General features: G+C 66.2%; 20 protein-coding genes. 13 read left to right on the top strand and 7 right to left on the bottom strand.

Translation table 11 applies throughout. The features are described from left to right. Window position 1 precedes the first annotated feature (1 nt). The 8 genes from glyS to E8M84_RS18740 all read left to right on the top strand — a co-directional run bounded on the left by glyS (window position 2) and on the right by E8M84_RS18740 (window position 10,655). Window positions 2-2,281, top strand: coding sequence for a glycine--tRNA ligase subunit beta (glyS, locus tag E8M84_RS18775; protein ID WP_137112705.1), 2,280 nt, complete (start codon window positions 2-4; stop codon window positions 2,279-2,281). Window positions 2,282-2,439: 158 nt separating this feature from the next. Beyond that, a complete protein-coding gene (locus tag E8M84_RS18770; RefSeq protein ID WP_137112704.1) occupies window positions 2,440-4,986 on the top strand; it encodes a putative PEP-binding protein in 2,547 nt (848 codons plus the stop codon). Window positions 4,987-5,172: 186 nt separating this feature from the next. Further along, the gene (locus E8M84_RS18765; RefSeq protein ID WP_137112703.1) at window positions 5,173-5,796 is read left to right on the top strand and encodes a cell wall hydrolase; all 624 of its coding nucleotides are present in this window, start codon (window positions 5,173-5,175) and stop codon (window positions 5,794-5,796) included. 84 nt (window positions 5,797-5,880) lie between these two features. Then, entirely contained in the window at window positions 5,881-6,786 is a 906-nt protein-coding gene (locus tag E8M84_RS18760) for a dihydroneopterin aldolase (RefSeq protein ID WP_137112702.1), read from the top strand. A 46-nt stretch (window positions 6,787-6,832) separates the two neighbouring features. Next, window positions 6,833-7,852 (top strand): dihydropteroate synthase, encoded by a 1,020-nt coding sequence (gene folP / locus E8M84_RS18755; protein ID WP_137112701.1) that lies wholly within the window; start codon window positions 6,833-6,835, stop codon window positions 7,850-7,852. Then, window positions 7,849-9,192, top strand: a complete 1,344-nt coding sequence (gene glmM / locus E8M84_RS18750; RefSeq protein ID WP_137112700.1) for a phosphoglucosamine mutase — start codon at window positions 7,849-7,851, stop codon at window positions 9,190-9,192. Before folP ends, glmM begins: the two co-directional genes overlap by 4 nt. Window positions 9,193-9,369: 177 nt before the next feature. Continuing rightward, window positions 9,370-10,188: a hypothetical protein gene (locus tag E8M84_RS18745; protein ID WP_137112699.1), complete on the top strand. Its 819-nt coding sequence runs from the start codon at window positions 9,370-9,372 to the stop codon at window positions 10,186-10,188. Then, a complete protein-coding gene (locus E8M84_RS18740; RefSeq protein WP_137112698.1) occupies window positions 10,185-10,655 on the top strand; it encodes a hypothetical protein in 471 nt (156 codons plus the stop codon). Before E8M84_RS18745 ends, E8M84_RS18740 begins: the two co-directional genes overlap by 4 nt. Before the next feature lie 6 nt (window positions 10,656-10,661). Here E8M84_RS18740 and E8M84_RS18735 read toward each other — a convergent pair whose 3' ends face one another. After that, the gene (locus E8M84_RS18735) at window positions 10,662-11,438 is read right to left on the bottom strand and encodes a hypothetical protein (RefSeq protein WP_137112697.1); all 777 of its coding nucleotides are present in this window, start codon (window positions 11,436-11,438) and stop codon (window positions 10,662-10,664) included. 133 nt (window positions 11,439-11,571) lie between these two features. Here E8M84_RS18735 and E8M84_RS18730 point away from each other — a divergent pair, with 133 nt between their 5' ends. Beyond that, window positions 11,572-11,799: a hypothetical protein gene (locus E8M84_RS18730; RefSeq protein WP_137112696.1), complete on the top strand. Its 228-nt coding sequence runs from the start codon at window positions 11,572-11,574 to the stop codon at window positions 11,797-11,799. 11 nt (window positions 11,800-11,810) lie between these two features. On the opposite strand, the gene E8M84_RS18725 is transcribed toward E8M84_RS18730, so the two are convergent. Together E8M84_RS18725 and ilvC are read right to left on the bottom strand one after the other, a co-directional pair. Beyond that, window positions 11,811-12,122, bottom strand: a complete 312-nt coding sequence (locus E8M84_RS18725; RefSeq protein ID WP_137112695.1) for a hypothetical protein — start codon at window positions 12,120-12,122, stop codon at window positions 11,811-11,813. A 101-nt stretch (window positions 12,123-12,223) separates the two neighbouring features. Next, window positions 12,224-13,246, bottom strand: a complete 1,023-nt coding sequence (ilvC, locus tag E8M84_RS18720; protein ID WP_137112694.1) for a ketol-acid reductoisomerase — start codon at window positions 13,244-13,246, stop codon at window positions 12,224-12,226. A 127-nt stretch (window positions 13,247-13,373) separates the two neighbouring features. Between ilvC and E8M84_RS18715 the strand changes: the two genes are divergently transcribed. The 4 genes from E8M84_RS18715 (at window position 13,374) to E8M84_RS18700 (ending at window position 16,641) form a co-directional block, all read left to right on the top strand. Next, on the top strand, window positions 13,374-13,832 hold the full coding sequence (locus tag E8M84_RS18715; RefSeq protein ID WP_137112693.1) for an Lrp/AsnC family transcriptional regulator: 459 nt from the start codon (window positions 13,374-13,376) through the stop codon (window positions 13,830-13,832). Further along, window positions 13,829-14,311 (top strand): Lrp/AsnC family transcriptional regulator, encoded by a 483-nt coding sequence (locus E8M84_RS18710; RefSeq protein ID WP_137112692.1) that lies wholly within the window; start codon window positions 13,829-13,831, stop codon window positions 14,309-14,311. The genes E8M84_RS18715 and E8M84_RS18710 overlap by 4 nt, the downstream gene beginning before the upstream one ends. A 99-nt stretch (window positions 14,312-14,410) precedes the next feature. Next, window positions 14,411-15,514 (top strand): mandelate racemase/muconate lactonizing enzyme family protein, encoded by a 1,104-nt coding sequence (locus tag E8M84_RS18705; RefSeq protein ID WP_137112691.1) that lies wholly within the window; start codon window positions 14,411-14,413, stop codon window positions 15,512-15,514. 2 nt (window positions 15,515-15,516) lie between these two features. Then, the gene (locus tag E8M84_RS18700; protein WP_137112690.1) at window positions 15,517-16,641 is read left to right on the top strand and encodes an aminotransferase class V-fold PLP-dependent enzyme; all 1,125 of its coding nucleotides are present in this window, start codon (window positions 15,517-15,519) and stop codon (window positions 16,639-16,641) included. A gap of 55 nt (window positions 16,642-16,696) precedes the next feature. Here the strand turns inward: E8M84_RS18700 and E8M84_RS18695 are convergent, their stop codons facing one another. The 4 genes from E8M84_RS18695 to E8M84_RS18680 all read right to left on the bottom strand — a co-directional run bounded on the left by E8M84_RS18695 (window position 16,697) and on the right by E8M84_RS18680 (window position 19,446). Further along, window positions 16,697-16,948, bottom strand: coding sequence for a hypothetical protein (locus E8M84_RS18695; RefSeq protein ID WP_137112689.1), 252 nt, complete (start codon window positions 16,946-16,948; stop codon window positions 16,697-16,699). Window positions 16,949-17,206: 258 nt separating this feature from the next. Continuing rightward, complete coding sequence (locus E8M84_RS18690; RefSeq protein ID WP_137112688.1) at window positions 17,207-18,430, bottom strand: UbiH/UbiF family hydroxylase; 1,224 nt, start codon at window positions 18,428-18,430, stop codon at window positions 17,207-17,209. A 61-nt stretch (window positions 18,431-18,491) separates the two neighbouring features. Beyond that, window positions 18,492-18,734, bottom strand: coding sequence for a hypothetical protein (locus E8M84_RS18685; protein ID WP_137112687.1), 243 nt, complete (start codon window positions 18,732-18,734; stop codon window positions 18,492-18,494). Between the two features lie 64 nt (window positions 18,735-18,798). Beyond that, on the bottom strand, window positions 18,799-19,446 hold the full coding sequence (locus E8M84_RS18680) for a pyrimidine 5'-nucleotidase (protein WP_137112686.1): 648 nt from the start codon (window positions 19,444-19,446) through the stop codon (window positions 18,799-18,801). Window positions 19,447-19,498 lie beyond the last annotated feature (52 nt).

Raw genomic sequence — 19,498 nt, 5'->3', positions numbered from 1 at the left:
CATGCCCGACCTTCTGATCGAACTCTTCTCCGAGGAAATTCCGGCGCGGATGCAAGGAAAGGCCCGTGAGGACCTGCGGAAGCTGGTGACCGACGGGCTGGTCGAGGCGGGGCTGACCTATGCCAGCGCGGGCGCGTTCTCGACGCCGCGGCGGCTGGTCCTGTCGGTCGAGGGGCTGACCGCGGAAAGCCGCCCGGTGCGGGAGGAGCGGAAGGGGCCTTCGACCAGCGCCCCGGCGCAGGCGGTGGAGGGGTTCCTGCGGTCGACCGGGCTGACGCTGGACCAGCTGGAGCGGCGGGCGGACAAGAAGGGCGAGACCTTTTATGCCGTGGTCGAAAAGCCGGGTCGTCAGGCGGCGGAGATCGTGGCCGAGGTGTTGGAAGGCGTGATCCGCAACTTCCCCTGGCCGAAGTCGATGCGCTGGGGCAGCGGGTCGTTGCGCTGGGTGCGGCCATTGCAGTCGATCATCTGTCTCTTGTCCGATGAGACCGGCGCGCATGTGGTGCCGATGTCGGTGGACGGGATCGAGGCGGGGAACGTGACCGAGGGGCATCGGTTCATGGGCATCGGGCGCTTCGTGGTCTCGGGGTTCGATGACTATGTCGTCAAGCTGAAGCGCGCGAAGGTGGTGCTGGACACGGCGGAACGCGAGGCCGCGATCTGGCAGGGGGCGCAGAACCTGGCCTTTGCCGCCGGTATGGAAGTGGTCGCGGACCCGGGGCTTCTGACCGAGGTCGCGGGGCTGGTGGAATGGCCGGTGCCCCTGATGGGGCGAATTGCGGATGCGTTCCTGGGCCTGCCGCCGGAGGTGCTGCAGACCAGCATGAAGGAGCATCAGAAGTTCTTCTCGGTGCGGAACCCGAAGACGGGGCGGATCGAGGGGTTTGTCACCGTCGCCAATATCGAGGCGGCGGATGGTGGCGAGGTGATCCTGAAGGGCAACCAGAAGGTGCTGGCCGCGCGCCTGTCGGACGCGAAGTTCTTCTGGGAGAATGACTTGCGGGTGGCGAAGGCCGGGATGGGCGAGTGGGTGGAGGGGCTGAAGGCGGTCACGTTCCACAACAAGCTTGGCTCTCAGGCCGACCGGATCGACCGGATTGCCGCCTTGGCGCGGGAGATTGCGCCACTGGTCGGGGCGGATGCCGATGACGCGGAACGCGCCGCGCGGCTGGCGAAGCTGGACTTGCGCTCGGCGATGGTCGGCGAGTTCCCCGAGTTGCAGGGCGTCATGGGCCGCTACTATGCGCTGGAGGCCGGGGAGAAGGCCTCCGTCGCCGATGCGGCGCGGGACCATTGGCGGCCGAAGGGGGAGAGTGACTCGGTCCCTGTGGAGCCGGTGTCGGTCGCCGTGGCGCTGGCCGACAAGATCGACACGCTGACCGGGTTCTGGGCGATTGACGAGAAGCCGACAGGGTCGAAGGACCCGTTTGCCCTGCGGCGCGCGGCGTTGGGGGTGGTGCGGTTGGTCCCTAGCAATCGGACTGTGAAACTTGTTCCAATTCTGCAGACAGCTTTGACGTCCCACGTTGCATATGAAATTCGATATCGCACCACTGCTGAGGCCATGCGGCGCATCATCGAACGGGAGTTTGAGAATCTTTCGGAAGCCTTCCACAATCAGTACGGGCAAGGTTGGGAGCGACTCTTCTCCGATGTCTACCCAGTTCTAAGGGAAGACATGTGGCAGTCGGAACTGGGCCAAGGGTTATTTGACAAGCTCTTGGCGCGTCAGTTGGACTGGATCGCCGACGTCGCTTCTGACCTCCTCTCCTTCTTCCACGACCGCCTCAAGGTCTACCTCAGGGACCAGGGCGTCCGGCACGACATCATCGACGCCTGCCTTGCCATGCCGGGGAACGACGACCTGACGCTGCTCGTCAAGCGGGCCGCGGCGCTGTCGGAAACGCTCAAAACCGAGGACGGGGCGAACCTGCTGCAGGGGTTCAAGCGGGCGAACAACATCCTGTCTCAGGCCGAGGCGAAGGATGGGGTCGAATACTCCTTCGGGGCGGATGTGAAGTTTGCCGAGACGGAGGAGGAGAGGGCGCTGTTTGCGGCGCTGGACAAGGCAGAGGCGGCGATCTCTCCGGCCATGCAAGCAGAGGATTTCGGGACCGCGATGGCCGCGATGGCCGCTCTGCGCGGGCCGATTGATGCCTTCTTCACCGCGGTTCAGGTTAACAGCGACAACGAGATCATCCGGCGGAACCGGCTGAACCTTCTCCACCGCATCCGGGCGGTCTGTTCGGGCGTGGCCGACCTGACGCGGATCGAGGGGTAAGCAGCCCCCTTACCCCCATCTCTTCCCCACGATGGGAGGGGAGGTGCCAAGTGGTTCGTGTTTTCAACGACTGCCCAAAGATTCGTCATACAACTGACATGTCACGCTTGATTGACGGGTCTTTCGGCGTATGCTGCGCGTGAACATCAGGTGCTGCAGTGCAGAAACACGACCCCATTCCGGAATACGCCCAGATCTCGCCATCGGCGCAGATCGCCACGGCGTCGCATGGGTGGCGGGCGAAGTGTTTGCAGCGGCTGGTCCGCCTTGACCTGCCGGTGCCGAAGTCGGTGGCGCTGCCTGCAACCACGGTCCGCGCGATTGCCGCGGGGCATGGGGTCGACACGCGCGGCATCCTCGACCATTTCGGCGACGGGCCGCTGATCTCGGTGCGCCCCAGCCCCGCGAACCCGGACTGGGGCGGGCCGGCGACGATCTTGAACATTGGCCTCAACGCCAAGCGCCACGCTCGACTGGCCGAGACGCATGGCGAGACGGCGGCAGATGCGCTCTACCTTCGCTTTGTGCAGGCCTATGCAATTCACGTCGCGCGGCTGGACCCGGACGTCTTTGACGGGCTGAAACCGGGGCCGGGTGCGTTGAAGGATGCGCTGCGCGAATACGAGGTCGAAACGGACGAACCCTTCCCGCAGGACCCGGCCCAGCAGCTGTCGGAAGTGCTGCGATCGATGGCACGGGCCTGGGAGGGCACCTCGGCCCGGCTTCTGCGGCAGGCCAAGGGGGCGCCGGAGGAGGCGGCCTTGGGCCTTGTCGTGCAAGAGATGGCGCAAGGGATCGGGCAGGGGATTTCCGGATCGGGCGTGATCCAGTTCGTCGATCCGGTCACGGGCCAGCCGCAGATCACCGGGCGCTATCTGGGACAGTCGCAGGGTCGGGATGCGCTGAAGACGACCGAGGCGCTGTACCTGACGCGCGACCCGCGCGGGGCGTCACTGGAAGATGTCTCGCCCGAACTGTTCGCCACGCTGGTCGAATATGGGGCGACCTGCCGCGCGCGGCTGCGCGAGGAGATGCAGATCGAGTTCACCATCGAGGACGGGCGGCTGGCAGTGCTGGACGCGGTCAAGGTGCAACGCTCGGCCCGTGCGGGGTTGCGGATCGCGGTGGCATTGGCCGAAGACGGGGTGATCCCGCGCGACGAGGCGGTGTTGCGGGTCGAACCCCGGGCGCTGTCGGAACTGTTGCACCACCAGGTCGATCCGCGCGGGGCGCGTGATGTGATTGCCCGGGGGATCGCGGCCTCACCCGGGGCGGCGACGGGCAAGCTGGTGTTTTCCTCGGCGGCGGCTCAGGCGAGTGCGTCGAAGGGGGAGCCCTGCATTCTGGTGCGGCGCGAAACCTCGCCCGAGGATATCCGGGGGATGCATTCTTCGGCGGCAGTGCTGACCGAACGCGGCGGGATGACCAGCCACGCGGCGGTGATCGCGCGCGGGTTGGGGCTGCCTTGCGTGGTGGGCGCGTCCGATGTCCGGCTGGACACGCGAGACAAGAAGCTGACCGCCGCCGATGGCCGCGTTTTCCGCGAAGGCGACGTGGTGACGCTGGACGGATCCAAGGGCGAGGCGCTTGCGGGGGCGGCCGAGATGCTGCCGCCGGCGCTGGACGACAGTTTTCGCAGGCTTTTGGCCTGGGCCGATGAGGTGCGCGACATCGGGGTGCGGGCCAATGCCGACACGCCCGCCGATGCCGAAACCGCGCGCAAGTTCGAGGCGCAGGGGATTGGCCTGTGCCGGACCGAGCACATGTTCTTCGACGAGGACCGCCTTGTCGTCATGCGCGAGATGATCTTTGCCGATACGCCGGGCGACCGCGCGGCGGCCCTTGCGCGGCTGTTGCCGATGCAGCGGGCAGATTTCGTGCAACTGTTTGAGATCATGCAAGGTCTGCCGGTCTGCATCCGTCTGTTCGACCCGCCTTTGCACGAATTCCTGCCGTCGGACCGGGAAGGTCTGCGCGGGCTGGCCGAAGCGCTGGACCGGCCCCTGTCGGAAGTGACCCGGCGGGCCGAGGCGCTGACCGAGGTCAACCCGATGCTTGGGATGCGCGGGGTGCGGTTGGGTGTCGTGCTGCCGGAAATCTATGACATGCAGGCGCAGGCGATCTTCGAGGCGACGCTGGAATCCGCCCGTCGCGGCGCCCCGATTGTGCCGGAAATCATGATCCCCCTGGTCTCTGCCCGCCGCGAGGTCGAACTGGTCAAGACCCGGATCGACGCTTTGGCCGCCATGGTGCGCACCAAGGCCGGGGCGGCGTTCGACTACAAGCTGGGCGTGATGGTCGAAACCCCGCGCGCGGCCCTGCGGGCGGGAGAGATCGCCCAGCATGCCGCCTTCCTGTCCTTCGGCACCAACGACCTGACCCAGATGACCTACGGCCTGTCGCGCGACGATGCCGGGCGCTTCATGAACACCTATGTCCGGCTGGGCGTCTTCCCCGAGGACCCGTTCCACATCCTCGACATCGACGGGGTGGGTGAGCTGTTGCACATCGGGGCCGAGCGGGGACGCAAGACCCGGAAAGACCTGACACTTTCGATCTGCGGCGAACACGGCGGCAACCCGGAATCCATCGACTTCTGTCGCCGCGCCGGGTTCGATTATGTGTCCTGCTCCCCCTACCGAGTGCCAATGGCGCGGCTTGCGGCGGCGCATCTTGCGCTGAAGGATCGCAGTAAAACCGTTTAATATCAGTTAATTGTAAGGAAATCTTCACCATTTCCCTATGATTTTCGGCGGTATTTCGCTTATGCAGCATTGATTTTCGTGGCATTTCCGCAACAGCGGTAGACCCCCCGGGATGCATCCCCTACCTCCCCGCCAGCTTGCCAAGGCGGGGAGACTTCCGCCGGGAAACAATGACGGAAGAGCAGAATGAAACGCGACCTTGTGACCTTCGCGCTGGCGATGGGACTGGCAGCCAGTACTGCTACGGCGGATTCGAACTGGAACACTGGCATGTTCGGGCTGATGCCGACGCCTGCGTCCTACTCGCAGGACCTCAAGCGGTTGCCCCCGCCCGAGCTTGACGCGCCGTTGCCCGCGGTGGCGATGACCGAGGGCCTGACCGAGGATTGGCTGATGTCCCGGCCCGCACCCGAAGGCGATGCCGAATGGCAGTGCCTGACCGAAGCCCTGTATTTCGAAGCACGCGGCGAAAGTCTGGACGGCCAGATTGCCGTGGCCGAAGTGATCCTGAACCGGGTCGACAGCCCGCTGTACCCGCGCACGGTCTGCGGCGTGGTCAAGCAGCGTGGCGGTGGCGGGTGCCAGTTTTCCTACGTCTGCACCGGCAAGAAGAAGATGCGCGAAAAGGGTGCCGCCGATCTGTCAGGCCGCATTGCCCGCGCCATGCTGGACGGTGCCCCTCGGGTGCTGACCGCAGGTGCCACGCATTTTCATACGCGGGGCGTCAAGCCCAGCTGGTCCAAGCGGTTCTCGCGCACGGCCGCGATTGGCGCGCATCTGTTCTACCGGCAACCCGGCGCCAACGGCTGATGTCGCCTTCTGCGGCTTCGGTGACGCCTTCCCGCTTGGCCCTCGCGACCCGCGTGGTATGAGGGGCCGAACGGCGGAGGACCCCTGATGAGCGATATCGAGTTGGCTTTCGCCCATCCCGAGGACCGGGCCGAGGCGTCCGCGGGCGCAGGTATGCGCGACCGGATATCCTTGCGCGACCATGTGGTCGAGGCGGATATCGGTGCCTTCCAGAAGGAACGCGGCCACAAGCAGCGCCTGCGCTTCAACGTGGTGGTCGAGGTCCGACCGGTGACCGAGCCGCTGGAGGACGACGTCGACCGCATCCTGTCTTATGACCGGATCACCGAATCCATTGCGGCGGAACTGGCGGCCGAACGGCTGAACCTGTTGGAGACGTTGGCGGAACGGGTGGCCGAGCGGATCCTGGCCGAACCCGCGGCGATGCGGGTCTTCATCCGGATCGAGAAGCTGGACGTCGGTCCGTATGCCCTGGGGGTCGAGATCGTCCGGTCGCGTGCCGAACGCCCGGTGCAGAAGGCCGGGGCCGAGGGGATGGAGGCGGTCCATCCGCTGGTGGTCTTCCTCGACAATGCTACGATCCACGCGCCTGACCTTTCGGCCCGACTGGATCACTTGCTGGCGGAGAGTTTGCCGCTGATCCTGACCGTGGGCTTGCCTGACCTGCCGCGCCCGGTCACGGGGCACAAGCCGACGCAGCGCCGGGTAGACCTTTTGGCGATGGAGCAGAACGCTTGGGCGCTGGCTGCGCGCGATGCGCGCTGCGTGGTGGTGGCGACGCGGACCGAGATCGATTGGGCGATGAAGCGCGGGCAAACCGTGGTCTGGGCACCGTCCAAGCTGGTGCTGGATGCGGTCGACGGCCCGAAAGGGACCGATCCGGTGGGCCTGTCGCTGTGGTTGGCGGAAACCATGTCGGCCACGGCGCTGGTCGTTCACGGCGACGTTGCAGTCCCGGCAGGAAGCCGCGTCCCGGTGAAACGCGCCTGACGCTTCCCCCTTGAAAAGCGCTTGGGGTTCGGCCACTCCGAAAGCCATGGAGTATTTCAGACCTATCGCGATGACCGATCCGGCCCGGCCCGAGGGGGCCATGCCGCTGGCCGGGGGCTGGTGCTGGTTCGATCGGGTCGAGGTCCTGTCGCGCGCGATTCCCAGCCGGATCATTCCGGCGTCCGAGGTGCCTGCGGCGGTGCTGCATCGGCTGACGGCCCCGCGCCCGGCCTTTGCGGGCCTGACGATGGACCGCCCGCGGCTGATGGGCATCCTGAACGTGACGCCGGACAGTTTCTCGGACGGGGGCAGATTCCTGGGCGCCGAGGCTGCAGTGGCGCAGGCGACGGCGATGGCGGCAGGGTCCGAGATCATCGACATCGGCGGCGAAAGCACCCGGCCCGGTGCGGTCGAGGTTCCGGTCGAGGAGGAAATCGCCCGCACCGTCCCGGTGATCCGGGCGCTGCGGGCGGGCGGGCTTGCGGCGCCGATCAGCATCGACACGCGGAAAGCGCGCGTGGCCGCCGCCGCGCTGGAGGCGGGGGCGAGCATCGTCAACGATGTCTCGGCTTTCGACTTCGACCCGACGCTGGGGCCGCTGGTGGCCAAGGCGGCGGCACCGGTGGTGCTGATGCATGCGCAGGGCGTGCCGGCCAGCATGCAGGACGATCCGCGATATGGCGATGTGCTTCTGGATGTCTATGACGCTCTGGCCACGCGGCTGGCGCGGGCCGAGGCACTGGGGATAGACCGGTCAAGGATCGTGCTGGACCCCGGCATCGGCTTTGGCAAGACGCTGGAGCACAACCTGACGCTACTGCGCGGGATGTCCCTGTTTCATGGCCTGGGTTGTGCGCTGCTGCTGGGCACCTCGCGCAAGCGGTTCATCGGGACGATTGGCCGGGCCGAGGCGCCCGAAACCCGCGCGCCGGGGTCCATCGCTTTGGCTTTGGCGGGGGTGGCGCAGGGCGTGCAGATCACTCGCATACATGACGTGGCCGAGACGTGGCAGGCGCTGCGGCTTTGGCAATCTTTGAATACCGATCATTTGGAGGATGAGGCATGAGCCGCAAGCTATTTGGCACTGACGGCGTCCGGGGGCGGGCGAACAGCTGGCCGATGACGGCGGAACTGGCGTTGAAACTGGGCGCGGCGGCGGGGCGGTATTTCCGCCGCGACGGCTCCTCGGCGCATCGGGTGGTGATCGGCAAGGACACGCGGCTGTCGGGCTACATGCTGGAAAACGCGCTGACGGCGGGGTTCTGTTCGACGGGGATGAACGTGCTGCTGCTCGGGCCCGTGCCGACGCCTGCGGTGGGGTTCCTGACCAAGTCCATGCGGGCGGATGTCGGCGTGATGATCAGTGCCAGCCACAACCCGCACCAGGACAACGGGATCAAGTTCTTCGGGCCGGACGGGTTCAAGCTGTCGGACGCCGCCGAGGCCGAGATCGAAGCGATGATCGAGGGTGAGATCGCGCCCGCGAAGCCCGAAAACATCGGCCGGGCCAAACGGATCGAGGATGGCCGGGGGCGGTACGAGGAGTTCGTGAAGACGAGCTTTCCGACCGGCCTGCGGCTGGACGGCCTCAAGGTGGTGGTCGACTGCGCGAACGGGGCGGCCTACCGGACCGCGCCCGAGGTGCTGTGGGAACTGGGGGCCGAGGTGATCCCGATCGGGGTCGCCCCCAACGGGACCAACATCAACGACCGCTGCGGGTCGACCCATACCGAGACGGCTGCCGAGGCGGTGGTGACCCACGGCGCGCATGTGGGGATCGCGCTGGACGGCGATGCCGACCGGATCATGATCCTGGACGAGACGGGCCGGGTCGCGGACGGCGACCAGATCATGGCGCTTCTGGCGGCCCGTTGGGCGTCGGAGGGGCGGCTTACCGGGGGCGCCTTGGTCGCGACGGTGATGTCGAACCTTGGGCTGGAGCGGTTCCTGCAAGGCCGGGGCCTGCGGCTGGAGCGGACGGCGGTGGGCGACCGCTATGTCGTCGAGCGGATGCGGGAAGGCGGGTTCAACCTGGGCGGCGAGCAGTCGGGGCATATCGTGATGACCGACTATGCGACGACGGGGGATGGGCTGGTCGCGGGGCTGCAGTTCCTGGCGGAGATGGTTCGGACCGGGAAACCGGCGTCGGAGCTGACACGGTCCTTCGAGACGGTCCCGCAGATGTTGAAGAACGTCCGTTTCACCGCCGGGGCGCGGCCATTGGAGGTCGCCTCGGTGCAGGAGGTGATCCGGGCCAGTGAGCAGCGGATCGAGGGGCTGGGGCGGATCCTGATCCGGAAATCGGGGACGGAGCCGCTGATCCGGGTGATGGCGGAGTGTGAGGACGAGGTTCTGCTCGCCGCCGTGGTGGACGAGATCGTGGGGGCGGTGGAGGCTGCGGTCTGACGGATGTGCCCACGGTGGACAAATCCGGTTCACCGAATGAAATCAGTTGCTTGGAAAATCGCGTTAAGGCGGTGTTAACCTCTGCCCGAACACCCGGAGGGTCAGGCTTTCCGCTCTGGCGCGGGGCGCACGGGCGCGGCACTGTCCGCAGGAACGGACCTAGGGAATGGGCGGAACATGCAGAAGATAGGCTGGGGTTTCGGTGTCGTCGCGGTGCTTTGGGGTTCCTCTGTGCTGGCGCAGGACCTGTCGCTTGCAGGCCATACGATCAGCGTGACCGATGACGGAATGGGCAGCGCGGCGCTGGTCGTGGATGGCGAGGTCCTGCACGAGAACGGGGTGATCTACCTGGATGAGGCCACGCAGCAGATCAGCGGGCTGACGGTCATCACCGGCGTGGCCGGGGCGGGCGGGAATGCCTGCGGGGCGGCGCCCTTTGTGCTGGCGCTGCAAGAGGGGGCGGCACCGGCCTTCTATGGCCCGCTTGACAGCTGCCGCGAGTTCACGATGCAGGTCCAGCCGGAAGCGCTGGTGTTTTCGACTGAACCGCTGCCATCGGAACCTGGCGAGGTCTGGGTCTGGAACCCGGTCACTGGCATGACCGAAGCCCTGCCCGAGGAGTTCAGCGCGGACAGCGCGGCAGGCTGGGACGCGGTGCCCACGCTTGCCCAGGCCCATCCGGTGGATGCGATGAAGCTGGCCCCGGTGCAGGCGGCGCTGCAGGCGGGGCTTGGCGCGGACTATGCGGTCTTTGCCGAGCGGATTTCGGACCTTGGCTCAGGCGATCTCACGGCGGAAGGCTATCTGGGTCAGGCCTGCCTGAAGTTCACCTGCGATGCGGACTGGGCCTTCCTTTACCTGCACCCCGCGACCGAGGGGGTCTTTGTCGGCTGGCATGTGGAGGGCGAGATCGAACCGCATATCTGGCCGAAGGACACCAATCTCTGGCCCGCCGAGGCGATGGCGGCCCTGCGCGCGGCGGGGGGTGAGGGATGAGGGCGCTGAAGGCAGGCGCGCTGGCGCTGGTGGCCGGGGCGGCAGGAGCCGAGGTCAAGGACGAAGAGTACTATGCGGGCGACCAGCTGGTGCAGATCGAGGTCTTCGACGGGACGGAGATCATGTGGGTCGGCCCGAACCAGTACGAGCGGACCCAGGTCCTGTCCGGCCCCGACATCGAGATCCTGGCAGAGATGACCGACGACGAGGCGCTGCAGATGCTGGGAGTGCGGGCGCTGGTGGCGGTGCAGCCGGGCACGCACAGCTGCGAGAACCTTGGCAATCCGCTGGCGTATCATGTGGTCACGCTGGGCGCGGAACTGGCAACCGACGGGCCGCTGACCACCTGCGTCGAACTGACGGTTTCGCTCACTCCGGGCGCGATCCTGCTGGAGGAGGACCCGATGGGTGAGGGCGAGTCTTACACCTGGGTCCCGCGGCAGGGCTTTGGCGGCGCGGCGAACTGACCGCAATCAGCCGCGCGGCTTTTGCGCAAGGGCATAGTCGCCGCGATAGGCGAGGCTGCCGTGGTGGGTGATCTGGGCTGTCTCGTGACACCAGATCTCACCACCGCAGCCGTCGATCCAGCGGCGGCAGAAGGACGTGTCCTCGCCGTGCATCACCGCGCCGCCGCGGCCGCGCAGGTGGCTGAAGAAATCGTGGAAATCCGCGCCGGGGTAGCCCGGGCCGTTGAAGCCGGGGACGGGCAGGGCTGCGCCCGTCTGCACCATGCGTTCGGGAACCTCGCGACGGATCAGCATGAAGCCGGTACCCGCGCCCGGGACCTTGCGAAAGCCGTCGCGGGTGACATGGGGCCAGGGTTCGCCGACCTCGAAAACCTCGGGGATGTTGTAGCGCAGGGATTCGGCCAGCAGCTGTTCGGTCGGGGCACGGTCGGCTGCGGGCTTTGCCGCTTCACGCTCGATGGCGGTGCGGAAGACTTGCCAGCGCATCTGGCGCTGGGGGTAGGGTGCCACTGTGAAATCGGCGTCGAAGTTCAGGAGCTCGAAGAAGAGCTGCGGCTGGTAGCTCATGTCGCTGTCGAGAAGGAGCGCGTGGGTGAACTTCCTGTCCGCCAGAAAGCAGGACATCAGGTAGTTGCGCGAGATGACGAGGTCGGACCATTCGTAAGTCTTGAGCGCAAAGGCGATGCCGCGTTTGGGAAGCTGCTGAGTGAGGCCAAGCAGGCTGTGCACGGCGGGCGTGTCGATCTGGCCGCCGGTGGGCATCAGGATCATCAGGGTGGTCATGCGCGCCCTCGCTTGGGATGGGCAAGGGTTTGCGGCGGCAGCCTGGGTTGTCAAGCGGGGAACCGGATGCCGCCGGGGCGGTTGACCCGGTGACGGGTGCCGCCGGGGCGCCCCTTATCAATCGGAGGCCAAGATGTTTGGTGGAGCCATCGTTCCGTTCCTGTCGCTGTTCACCCTGCTGGCGGTGGGCGTTTTCGCGCTGATCTCGAAAGAGCGGACAAAGGACCGGATGCGCAACCCGAATGCGCCGGTGTCGACCCTTGCCAGGGACGGCAAGTATGGCGGGGTGGCGTTCCTGTTGCCGCTGGAGGCGCGGGTGCGTCGCGTCGAAGTGCTGCGCCCGGTCTACGCCTTGATCTAAAGCTGGGTGGTCTACCGCTGCGGTGACCAGCCGTCAGTGCAGGACAGTGCGGTAAAGCGCTGGGTGCAAGTGACGAGGCTGCCGTCGGGCAGGGCGAAGGTGAGCGCAAGGCCGAACATGACGCCCTGGCCGCCGACTCCCGTCGCCTCGCCCTCTTGCGGGGCGCGGGCGGAGGGCTGGACCGGGATGGTCTGGCCGTCCCGCATGAGCGCGGTGATCGGCCGGGTGGCAAGATCGTTCAGCGCGACGCTGGCGCCGGTGTTGGTCAGGATGAACCACAGGACCGCAAGGGCGATCAGGGCGATTGGGATCCATTTGCGCATGGCGGCCTTCGATGCGGCATCTTCGGGCAGGTAAGCCCGGAGGGGCCGGCCCGGCAATGAAAAAGGGCGCCCGGAGGCGCCCTTTTCCGTGTGGGATGCGATCAGTTGCGGGCCTTGTCGACCATCTTGCCCTTGGCGATCCAGGGCATCATCGCGCGCAGTTTTTCACCGACCTTCTCGATCTGGTGTTCGTCGTTGATCCGGCGGGTGGCCTTGAAGAACGGCTGGCCGACGGCGTTTTCCTGCATGAAGTCGCGGACGAACTTGCCGGTCTGGATGTCGGTCAGGACCGCCTTCATCCGGGCCTTGGTCTCATCATAAGGCAGGATGCGCGGGCCGGAGACGTATTCGCCATACTCGGCCGTGTTCGAGATCGAGTAGTTCATGTTCGCGATGCCGCCTTCGTAGATCAGGTCCACGATCAGCTTCACTTCGTGCAGGCACTCGAAGTAGGCCATTTCGGGCTCGTAGCCGGCTTCCACGAGGGTTTCGAAGCCCATGCGGATCAGTTCGACAAGACCGCCGCAGAGGACTGCCTGTTCGCCGAAGAGGTCGGTTTCGCATTCCTGGCGGAAGTTGGTCTCGATGATGCCCGAACGCCCGCCACCGATGGCGGAGCAGTAGGAGAGGCCGATTTCCATCGCCTTGCCGGTCGCGTCCTGGTGGACGGCCACAAGGCAGGGCACGCCGCCGCCCTTGGTGTATTCGCCACGGACGGTGTGGCCGGGGCCCTTGGGGGCCATCATGATAACGTCGACGCCCTTTTTCGGCTCGATCAGGCCGAAGTGGACGTTCAGGCCATGGGCGAAAGCGATGGCGGACCCTTCGCGCAGGTTGTCGTGGACGTACTGCTTGTAGGTCGCGGCCTGCAGTTCATCGGGCATGGTGAACATGATGAGGTCGCACCAGGCGGCGGCTTCGGCGATGCCCATGACCTTCAGGCCCTCGGCTTCGGCCTTTTTGGCGGACGGCGAACCGGGGCGGAGTGCCACGACAAGGTTCTTCGCGCCCGAATCGCGCAGGTTCAGCGCGTGGGCGTGGCCCTGGGAGCCGTAGCCGAGGATGGCGACTTTCTTGTCCTTGATCAGGTTCACATCGCAGTCGCGGTCGTAGTAAACGCGCATTGGGCGTCCTCCGTTTGGTTGATGGGGGGACAATAGGGATTGCTGGCACGTTTCCCGTGCATTCTTTGACTTATTTGTCGAACTATGCAAAGGATCATTCTCTATTTGATCGATTGCCGAGAAATTCATGCAACTGGACGACACCGACCGCCGCATCCTGCGCCACTGGCTGGCCGAGCCGGGGCTGGAGCGCGCGGTCCTGGCCGAACGGGCGGGGGTGACTCCGGCGACGCTGTGGCGGCGGCTGGACAGGCTGCGCGAGGGGGGCGTGATTCGTCACGAGGGCGCGCGGGTGGAGTGGCGGGCACTGGGGTATGAGGTGGAGGTGAGCTTGCGGTTTACCCTGGACAAGACCAACCCGCGGGCCTTTGACGAGTTCATTGTGGCCGCGCGGGAGGTGCCCGAGGTTATCGGGATCGAGACCTTCCTTGGCCGGGTCGATGTGCGCCTGAACGTCATTGCGCGGGATATGGGGCATTGGACCGGCATCTACCGTGACCGGATCTTGACCCTGCCGCATATCGCCGAGGTGGAGGCACTGATGCTGGTGTCCACGATCAAGGAGACCGGGGGGCTGCCGCTGTGATCGATCTTGATGACACCGACCGGGCGATCCTGCGCGAGCTGGTGGCGGACGGGACACTGTCGGCGGGGGAGTTGGGGCGGCGGTTGGGCCTGTCGCAGCCCGCGGCCTGGCGGCGTGTCAGGCGGCTGGAGGAGGCGGGGGTGCTGAAGGGCCTGGCGGTGGAGGTCGACCGCGAGAAGCTGGGGTTCGGGGTCACGGTGTTTCTGGGGGTGAAGCTTGCGACGAAGGGGCGGGTTTCGCTGGAGGACTTTGAACGCGCAGTGCAGGCGATCCCCGAGGTGCAGGTGGTGCAGCATGTGCTGGGGCTGTTCGACTACCGCCTGCGGGTCGTGGCGCGGGACATCGCTGATTTCGAGCGGGTGTTGCGGCGGCGGATCATGACCCTGCCGGGGGTCGGGAACGTCGAGGCGAACGTGCTTTTGACCGAAGAACGTCGCCCGGGGCCATTGGGTGTGGCGGAAACGGTCGGGAAAGCGTGATCTTTGGCGGCTAGGGTCGGGGTCGCTCCTCGTCGCATTTCATGCGCTCGTCGCGATGAGGAGACGAAGTCGAACGAAGAGCCGTGCCGGGGAGAGGCCATGAAGATTGCCAAGCTGGAAACCTTCGACACGCCCTATGTCTGCTTCGTGAAAGCCACGGCAGATACCGGCGATGTCGGCTGGGGACAAACCTCGACCTATCAGGCGGACATCACGGCAGAGATTTTCCACCGGCAGGTTGCGCCTTACGCGCTGGGGACGCAGGTCGAGGATCTGGAGGACACCCTGCGCCGCACCTTCGAGCGGGAGCACAAGTTTCCCGGCAGCTATCTGCGCCGGGCGCAGGCTGGTCTGGATACCGCCGTGTGGGACTTGCGGGGGAAGGTGGCGGGCAAGCCCGTGGCCTCGCTGCTGGGTGGGTCGCCGGGCCGCGTGCGCGCCTATGCCAGTTCGATGAAGCGCGATATCACGCCCGAGGATGAAGCGGCGCGGTTCGTCAAGCTTCGGGACGACTTGGGTTTCGACGCCTTCAAATGGCGCGTGGGGGCCGAGGTGGGGCGCGACCAGGACGAATGGCCGGGGCGGACGGAAGCAGTTATTCCCATTGTTTCCAAGGCGCTCGGCGACGATGTTGAGAAGCTGGTTGATGGGAATTCCTGCTATTCCCCCGCGAAGGCCATCGAGGTTGGGCGGATGCTGGAAGACAACGGCATCGGTCATTTCGAGGAACCGTGCCCGTACTGGGAGGTCGACCAGACCGCCGAGGTCCGGGCTGCCCTGAACATCGACGTGGCGGGGGGCGAGCAGGATTGCGAGCTGACGGCCTGGCAACTGGCCATCGAGCACAAGGCGGTCGACATCCTGCAGCCGGACATCATGTACATGGGCGGCATCTGCCGGACGCTGGAGGTTTGCCGGATGGGCGAACGAGCGGGCCTTCCGATTACGCCGCATGCGGCGAACCTTGGCCTCGTGACAATGTGCACGATGCACCTTCTGCGGGCGATCCCGAATGCCGGGAAGTATCTGGAATTCTCGATCGAGGGTCTAGATTACTACCCTTGGCAGGATGGCCTCTTCCTGAACGACCCCTATCGGATCGAGGAGGGCCGTGCCACAGTGACGGAAGCCCCCGGCTGGGGCGTCGAGATCAACCCTGACTGGCTGGCCCGCGCCCGCCACCGTGTTTCTGAGAGGACCTGAAGATGCCCGGACTGCACGCCCATATCGACCCCGAGGGGCTTGAGGAATTCTCGGTCGTCTTCACCGACCGCTCGCTGAACCACATGTCGGCGCGGTTTCAAGGGGTGATGCGCGACGTGTCGGGCATGTTGAAGGAGGTCTACAAGGGGTCTGCCGTGGCGCTGGTCCCCGGCGGCGGGTCCTATGCGATGGAGGCCGTCGCGCGGCAGTTCGGCAAGGGGCGGGTCCTGATCGTGCGCAACGGCTGGTTCAGCTATCGCTGGACGCAGATTTTCGAGGCGGGCGGGTTCGCGTCCGAGACGACCGTGGTGATGGCGCGGCAGACCGGCAACGATGCCCGCGCGCCCTACGCCCCGCCGCCGATTGACGAGGTGGTGGCGAAGATCCGCGAGGTGAAGCCCGAGGCGGTGTTCGCGCCGCATGTGGAGACGAGCGCCGGGATCATCCTGCCCGACGATTACATCGCTCAGATGGCGGCGGCGGCGCATGAAGTCGGCGCTTTGATGGTGCTGGACTGCATCGCTTCGGGCTGCATCTGGGTGGACATGGCCGCGACCGGGGTCGATGTACTGATTTCTGCCCCGCAGAAGGGGTGGTCGGCATCCCCAAGCGCGGGGGTGGTGATGCTGTCGCCGATGGGCGAGGCGCGGCTGGCGGAGACCACGTCAAACTCCTTTGCGCTCGACCTGAAGAAGTGGTGCGCGATCATGGAGGCCTACGAGAAGGGCGGGCATGCCTATCATGCGACGATGCCCACGGATGCGATTGTGGGCTTCCGCGATGCGATGGTCGAGACGAAGGCGATGGGGTTCGAGGCCGCGAAGGCCGCGCAATGGGCGCTGGGGCGGGCGGTGCGTGCTCTGATGGCGGAAAAGGGCGTGCCGTCTGTGGCGGCCGAGGGGTTCCAGGCGCCGGGGGTGGTGGTCAGCTATACCAGCGACCCCGATGTGCAGAACGGTGCGAAGTTCCGGGGAGAGGGCTTGCAGATCGCGGCGGGGGTGCCCTTGCAGGTGGGCGAAGGACCGGAGTTCAAGACCTTCCGTCTGGGGCTGTTCGGGCTGGACAAGCTCAAGGATGTCGATGGGACGGTCGCGCGGCTGAAACGGGCGGTGGACGTGGTCCTCTAGACGACAGGCCGGAGGGGAGCGCCTCCGGCCTGTGCGTTTGAGCAGAGTGACGAGGTCACTGGGCGTTCGAAAGGATCGCCTGCACGCCACCAGCCACGTCGGACGGGGTGCGGGTGTTCTCGGAGTTCGAGAAGAAGCTGACGATTTGGGCGTACTGCACGTTGGTCAGCGAGGACAGATCAGCGTTCGGCAGGACCGAGAGGATTTCGGACTGGATGGCCGAAGAGAGCGCAACCGGAGCCTGCTGGGCGAAGGCGCCCGAAGCGGTGGCAGCGACCAGAGCCGTGACAAGAGCGATGCGTTTCATGTTGTAATCCTTCTGTTTTGTTTCATCCGCCGTCGTCTGTTGGCGGTGAAAGGAACATGGGATCGAAACCCGGAAAAGGGAAATCACGGCTGACTCACCTGGCCTCTCTGCGATGTGATGGCGTGTGGGACTTGCGGCGAGAGGGCGACGAAATCCAGTGGAAACAGGTGAAGGCGGTCGCCGCATCAATCACATGTTTCACGGAAATCACGCGCACGCGTCAGGTTGCGTCTGCTCTGTGCAATTTTGCACGAAACTTTAGGCCCGGTCTGGCGTAGCAGAATTCTTGCTGAGCCCAAGGCCGGTGCGCATCAGGACCTGGCGGACGGGGCGGGCGGAGTAAAGGGCGTCGAGGGCCTTTGCGCGCAGGTCGCGCAGGATCGGGGCTTCGGCCATCGAGGCACGGTTCAGAAGGTCGATCCCGGTCACGCGGGCCTGCACCTCGAAATGCCGGGCGCGGTGGAAGCTGTCGGTCACGGCGGGCACTCCGGGGTCGTCCCGGTGGGACAGCGCCAGGTCGAGAAGGCTGGCAAGATCGGCCAGCGACATGTTCAAACCTTGCGCGCCAATCGGGGGTACGACATGCGCGGCCTCGGCCATCAGGACGGTGCGGGGGCCGGAGAGGCGGTCGGCGATCTGGCTGATGATCGGCCAGACCGAGCGGCGACTGACCAGAGTCAGGGGGCCGAGGATGCCGGAGGAGCGGGCAGTCATCTCGGTTTCGAAATCGGCCGTTGGCAGCGCGGCGAGGCGGGCGACTTCCGGGCCGGTCTCCATCCAGACGACGGCAGAGGCCGGGCGGCCGTTGCGGTCGGGCAGGGGGACGAGGGTGAATGGGCCGCCCTTGCGGTGCACCTCGGTCGAGACGTTCTGGTGCGGGATATCGTGGGTGACGGCGAAGGCAAGCGCCTTCTGGCCGTACCGGGTGGTCTTGACGCCGATGCCTGCGGCCTCGCGGACGGGGGAGGTGCGGCCATCGGCGGCCACGACCAGTTTCGCGGCGACCTGCGCTCCGTCGGTCAGCGTCACCAGTGCCTCGGCGTCGCGGACCAGCATCTGCGCAAAGCCGGTGCCGGGGCGGAAGCTGACGTTGGGCAGTTCGGACAGGCGGGCGACCATTTCGCGGCGGAGGAGCCAGTTCGGCAGGTTCCAGCCGAACGGGGCGTCCGAGATGTCGGCGGCGTCGAAATCCTTGGTCAGCCGGGCCTCGGGCGCTTCGCCCCCGGCGTCAATGATGCGCATGACCTGCAGGGCGGCGGCGTGGGGTTCGAGCCGCGACCAGAGGCCTGCGGCCTGCAGGACCGGGATCGAGGGCTGAAGGAAGGCGGTGGTGCGCACGTCAGCTCCGTCGTCCTCGGCTGCGGTCACCGGAGGGGTGGGATCGACGCAGATCACGCGGAAGCCGGCAGTGCCTAGGGCGCAGGCCGCTGTAAGTCCGGCGACACCGCCGCCAGAGATCAGGATGTCGGTGGTTTCGCGCATGTCGGGCCTCCTTCCGCCAGCATAGGGCGGCCCGGGGCGGGGGGCCAGAGGACAGGGTGCCTCAGGGTCGGGCGAGGATGATGAGGATGACGAACATCACCGGGACCATGGCCACTGCGGTCAGCACCAACGCGGGCAGGCCCCAGGTTTGCACGGCAAGGACCACGGCGGTCACGAAGATTGTCAGCAGGTAATAGATCGTGTCGGTGTCGCGTTCGACGTCGCGGATCACGCGTCCGACAACGGGGACCTTGCGGGCAAAGCGGCCGAGGGGGCTGGGGGCGGTGACGGCTGTCGCGATCATGGGCATCCTCACGGTTACGAAGTGGACTTAGCGCGATACCGTGCAACGGCCATGCGGCGGAGTGTCACCCCATGAGGCGGGCTAGAAAGGCGGCGAGGTCGTCGGTGTGGTGGTGGATGTGGTCGGCGGGTTCGGGCGCGGGGGCGACGTGGACCGTCCGCATCCCCAGTGCGTGGGGCACGGCGAGGTTGCGGGCGTCGTCTTCGAACATCGCACCCTTTGCGGGATCAAGGCCGTCCTTTCCGAAGACGGTTGCAAAGGCCTGGGCGGCGGGTTTGGGGTGGAACTCGGCGTGCTCGACCCCGTAGATGCCGTCGAAAAGGCCGGCAAGTCCGCGGGCGACAAGGACTTTTTCGGCATAGGGCGCGCAGGCGTTGGTGTAGACGATTTTGCGGCCAGGCAGACGGGCGATGCTGTCGGCCAGCCCGGGGTCGGGCGCGAGGACCGAGAAGTCGATGTCGTGGACTTCATTCAGGTAGGGTCCGGGGTCGACGCCGTGTTCAGTCATCAGGCCCGCCAGCGTGGTGCCGTAGGTCGCCCAGTAGTGGGCGCGCAGGTGATCTGCCCGCGCCCTGTCGACCTTGAGCGCCTGCATGACCCAGTCGGTCATCTTGACCTCGATCTGGTCGAAGAGCCGCATGTGGGGCGGGTAAAGCGTGTTGTCGAGGTCGAAGACCCAAGTGGTGACGTGACTGAAATCCTGTTTCGGCATGGGACGGATGTAGTGCGGGGGCGCGGCATTGGGAAGGCTTGATCGCGGGGCG

The sequence above is a fragment of the Rhodobacter sp. SY28-1 genome, assembly GCF_005222785.1.
In the GTDB taxonomy this organism is placed as follows: domain Bacteria; phylum Pseudomonadota; class Alphaproteobacteria; order Rhodobacterales; family Rhodobacteraceae; genus Tabrizicola.
This window is presented reverse-complemented; position numbering and strand designations above follow the sequence as displayed.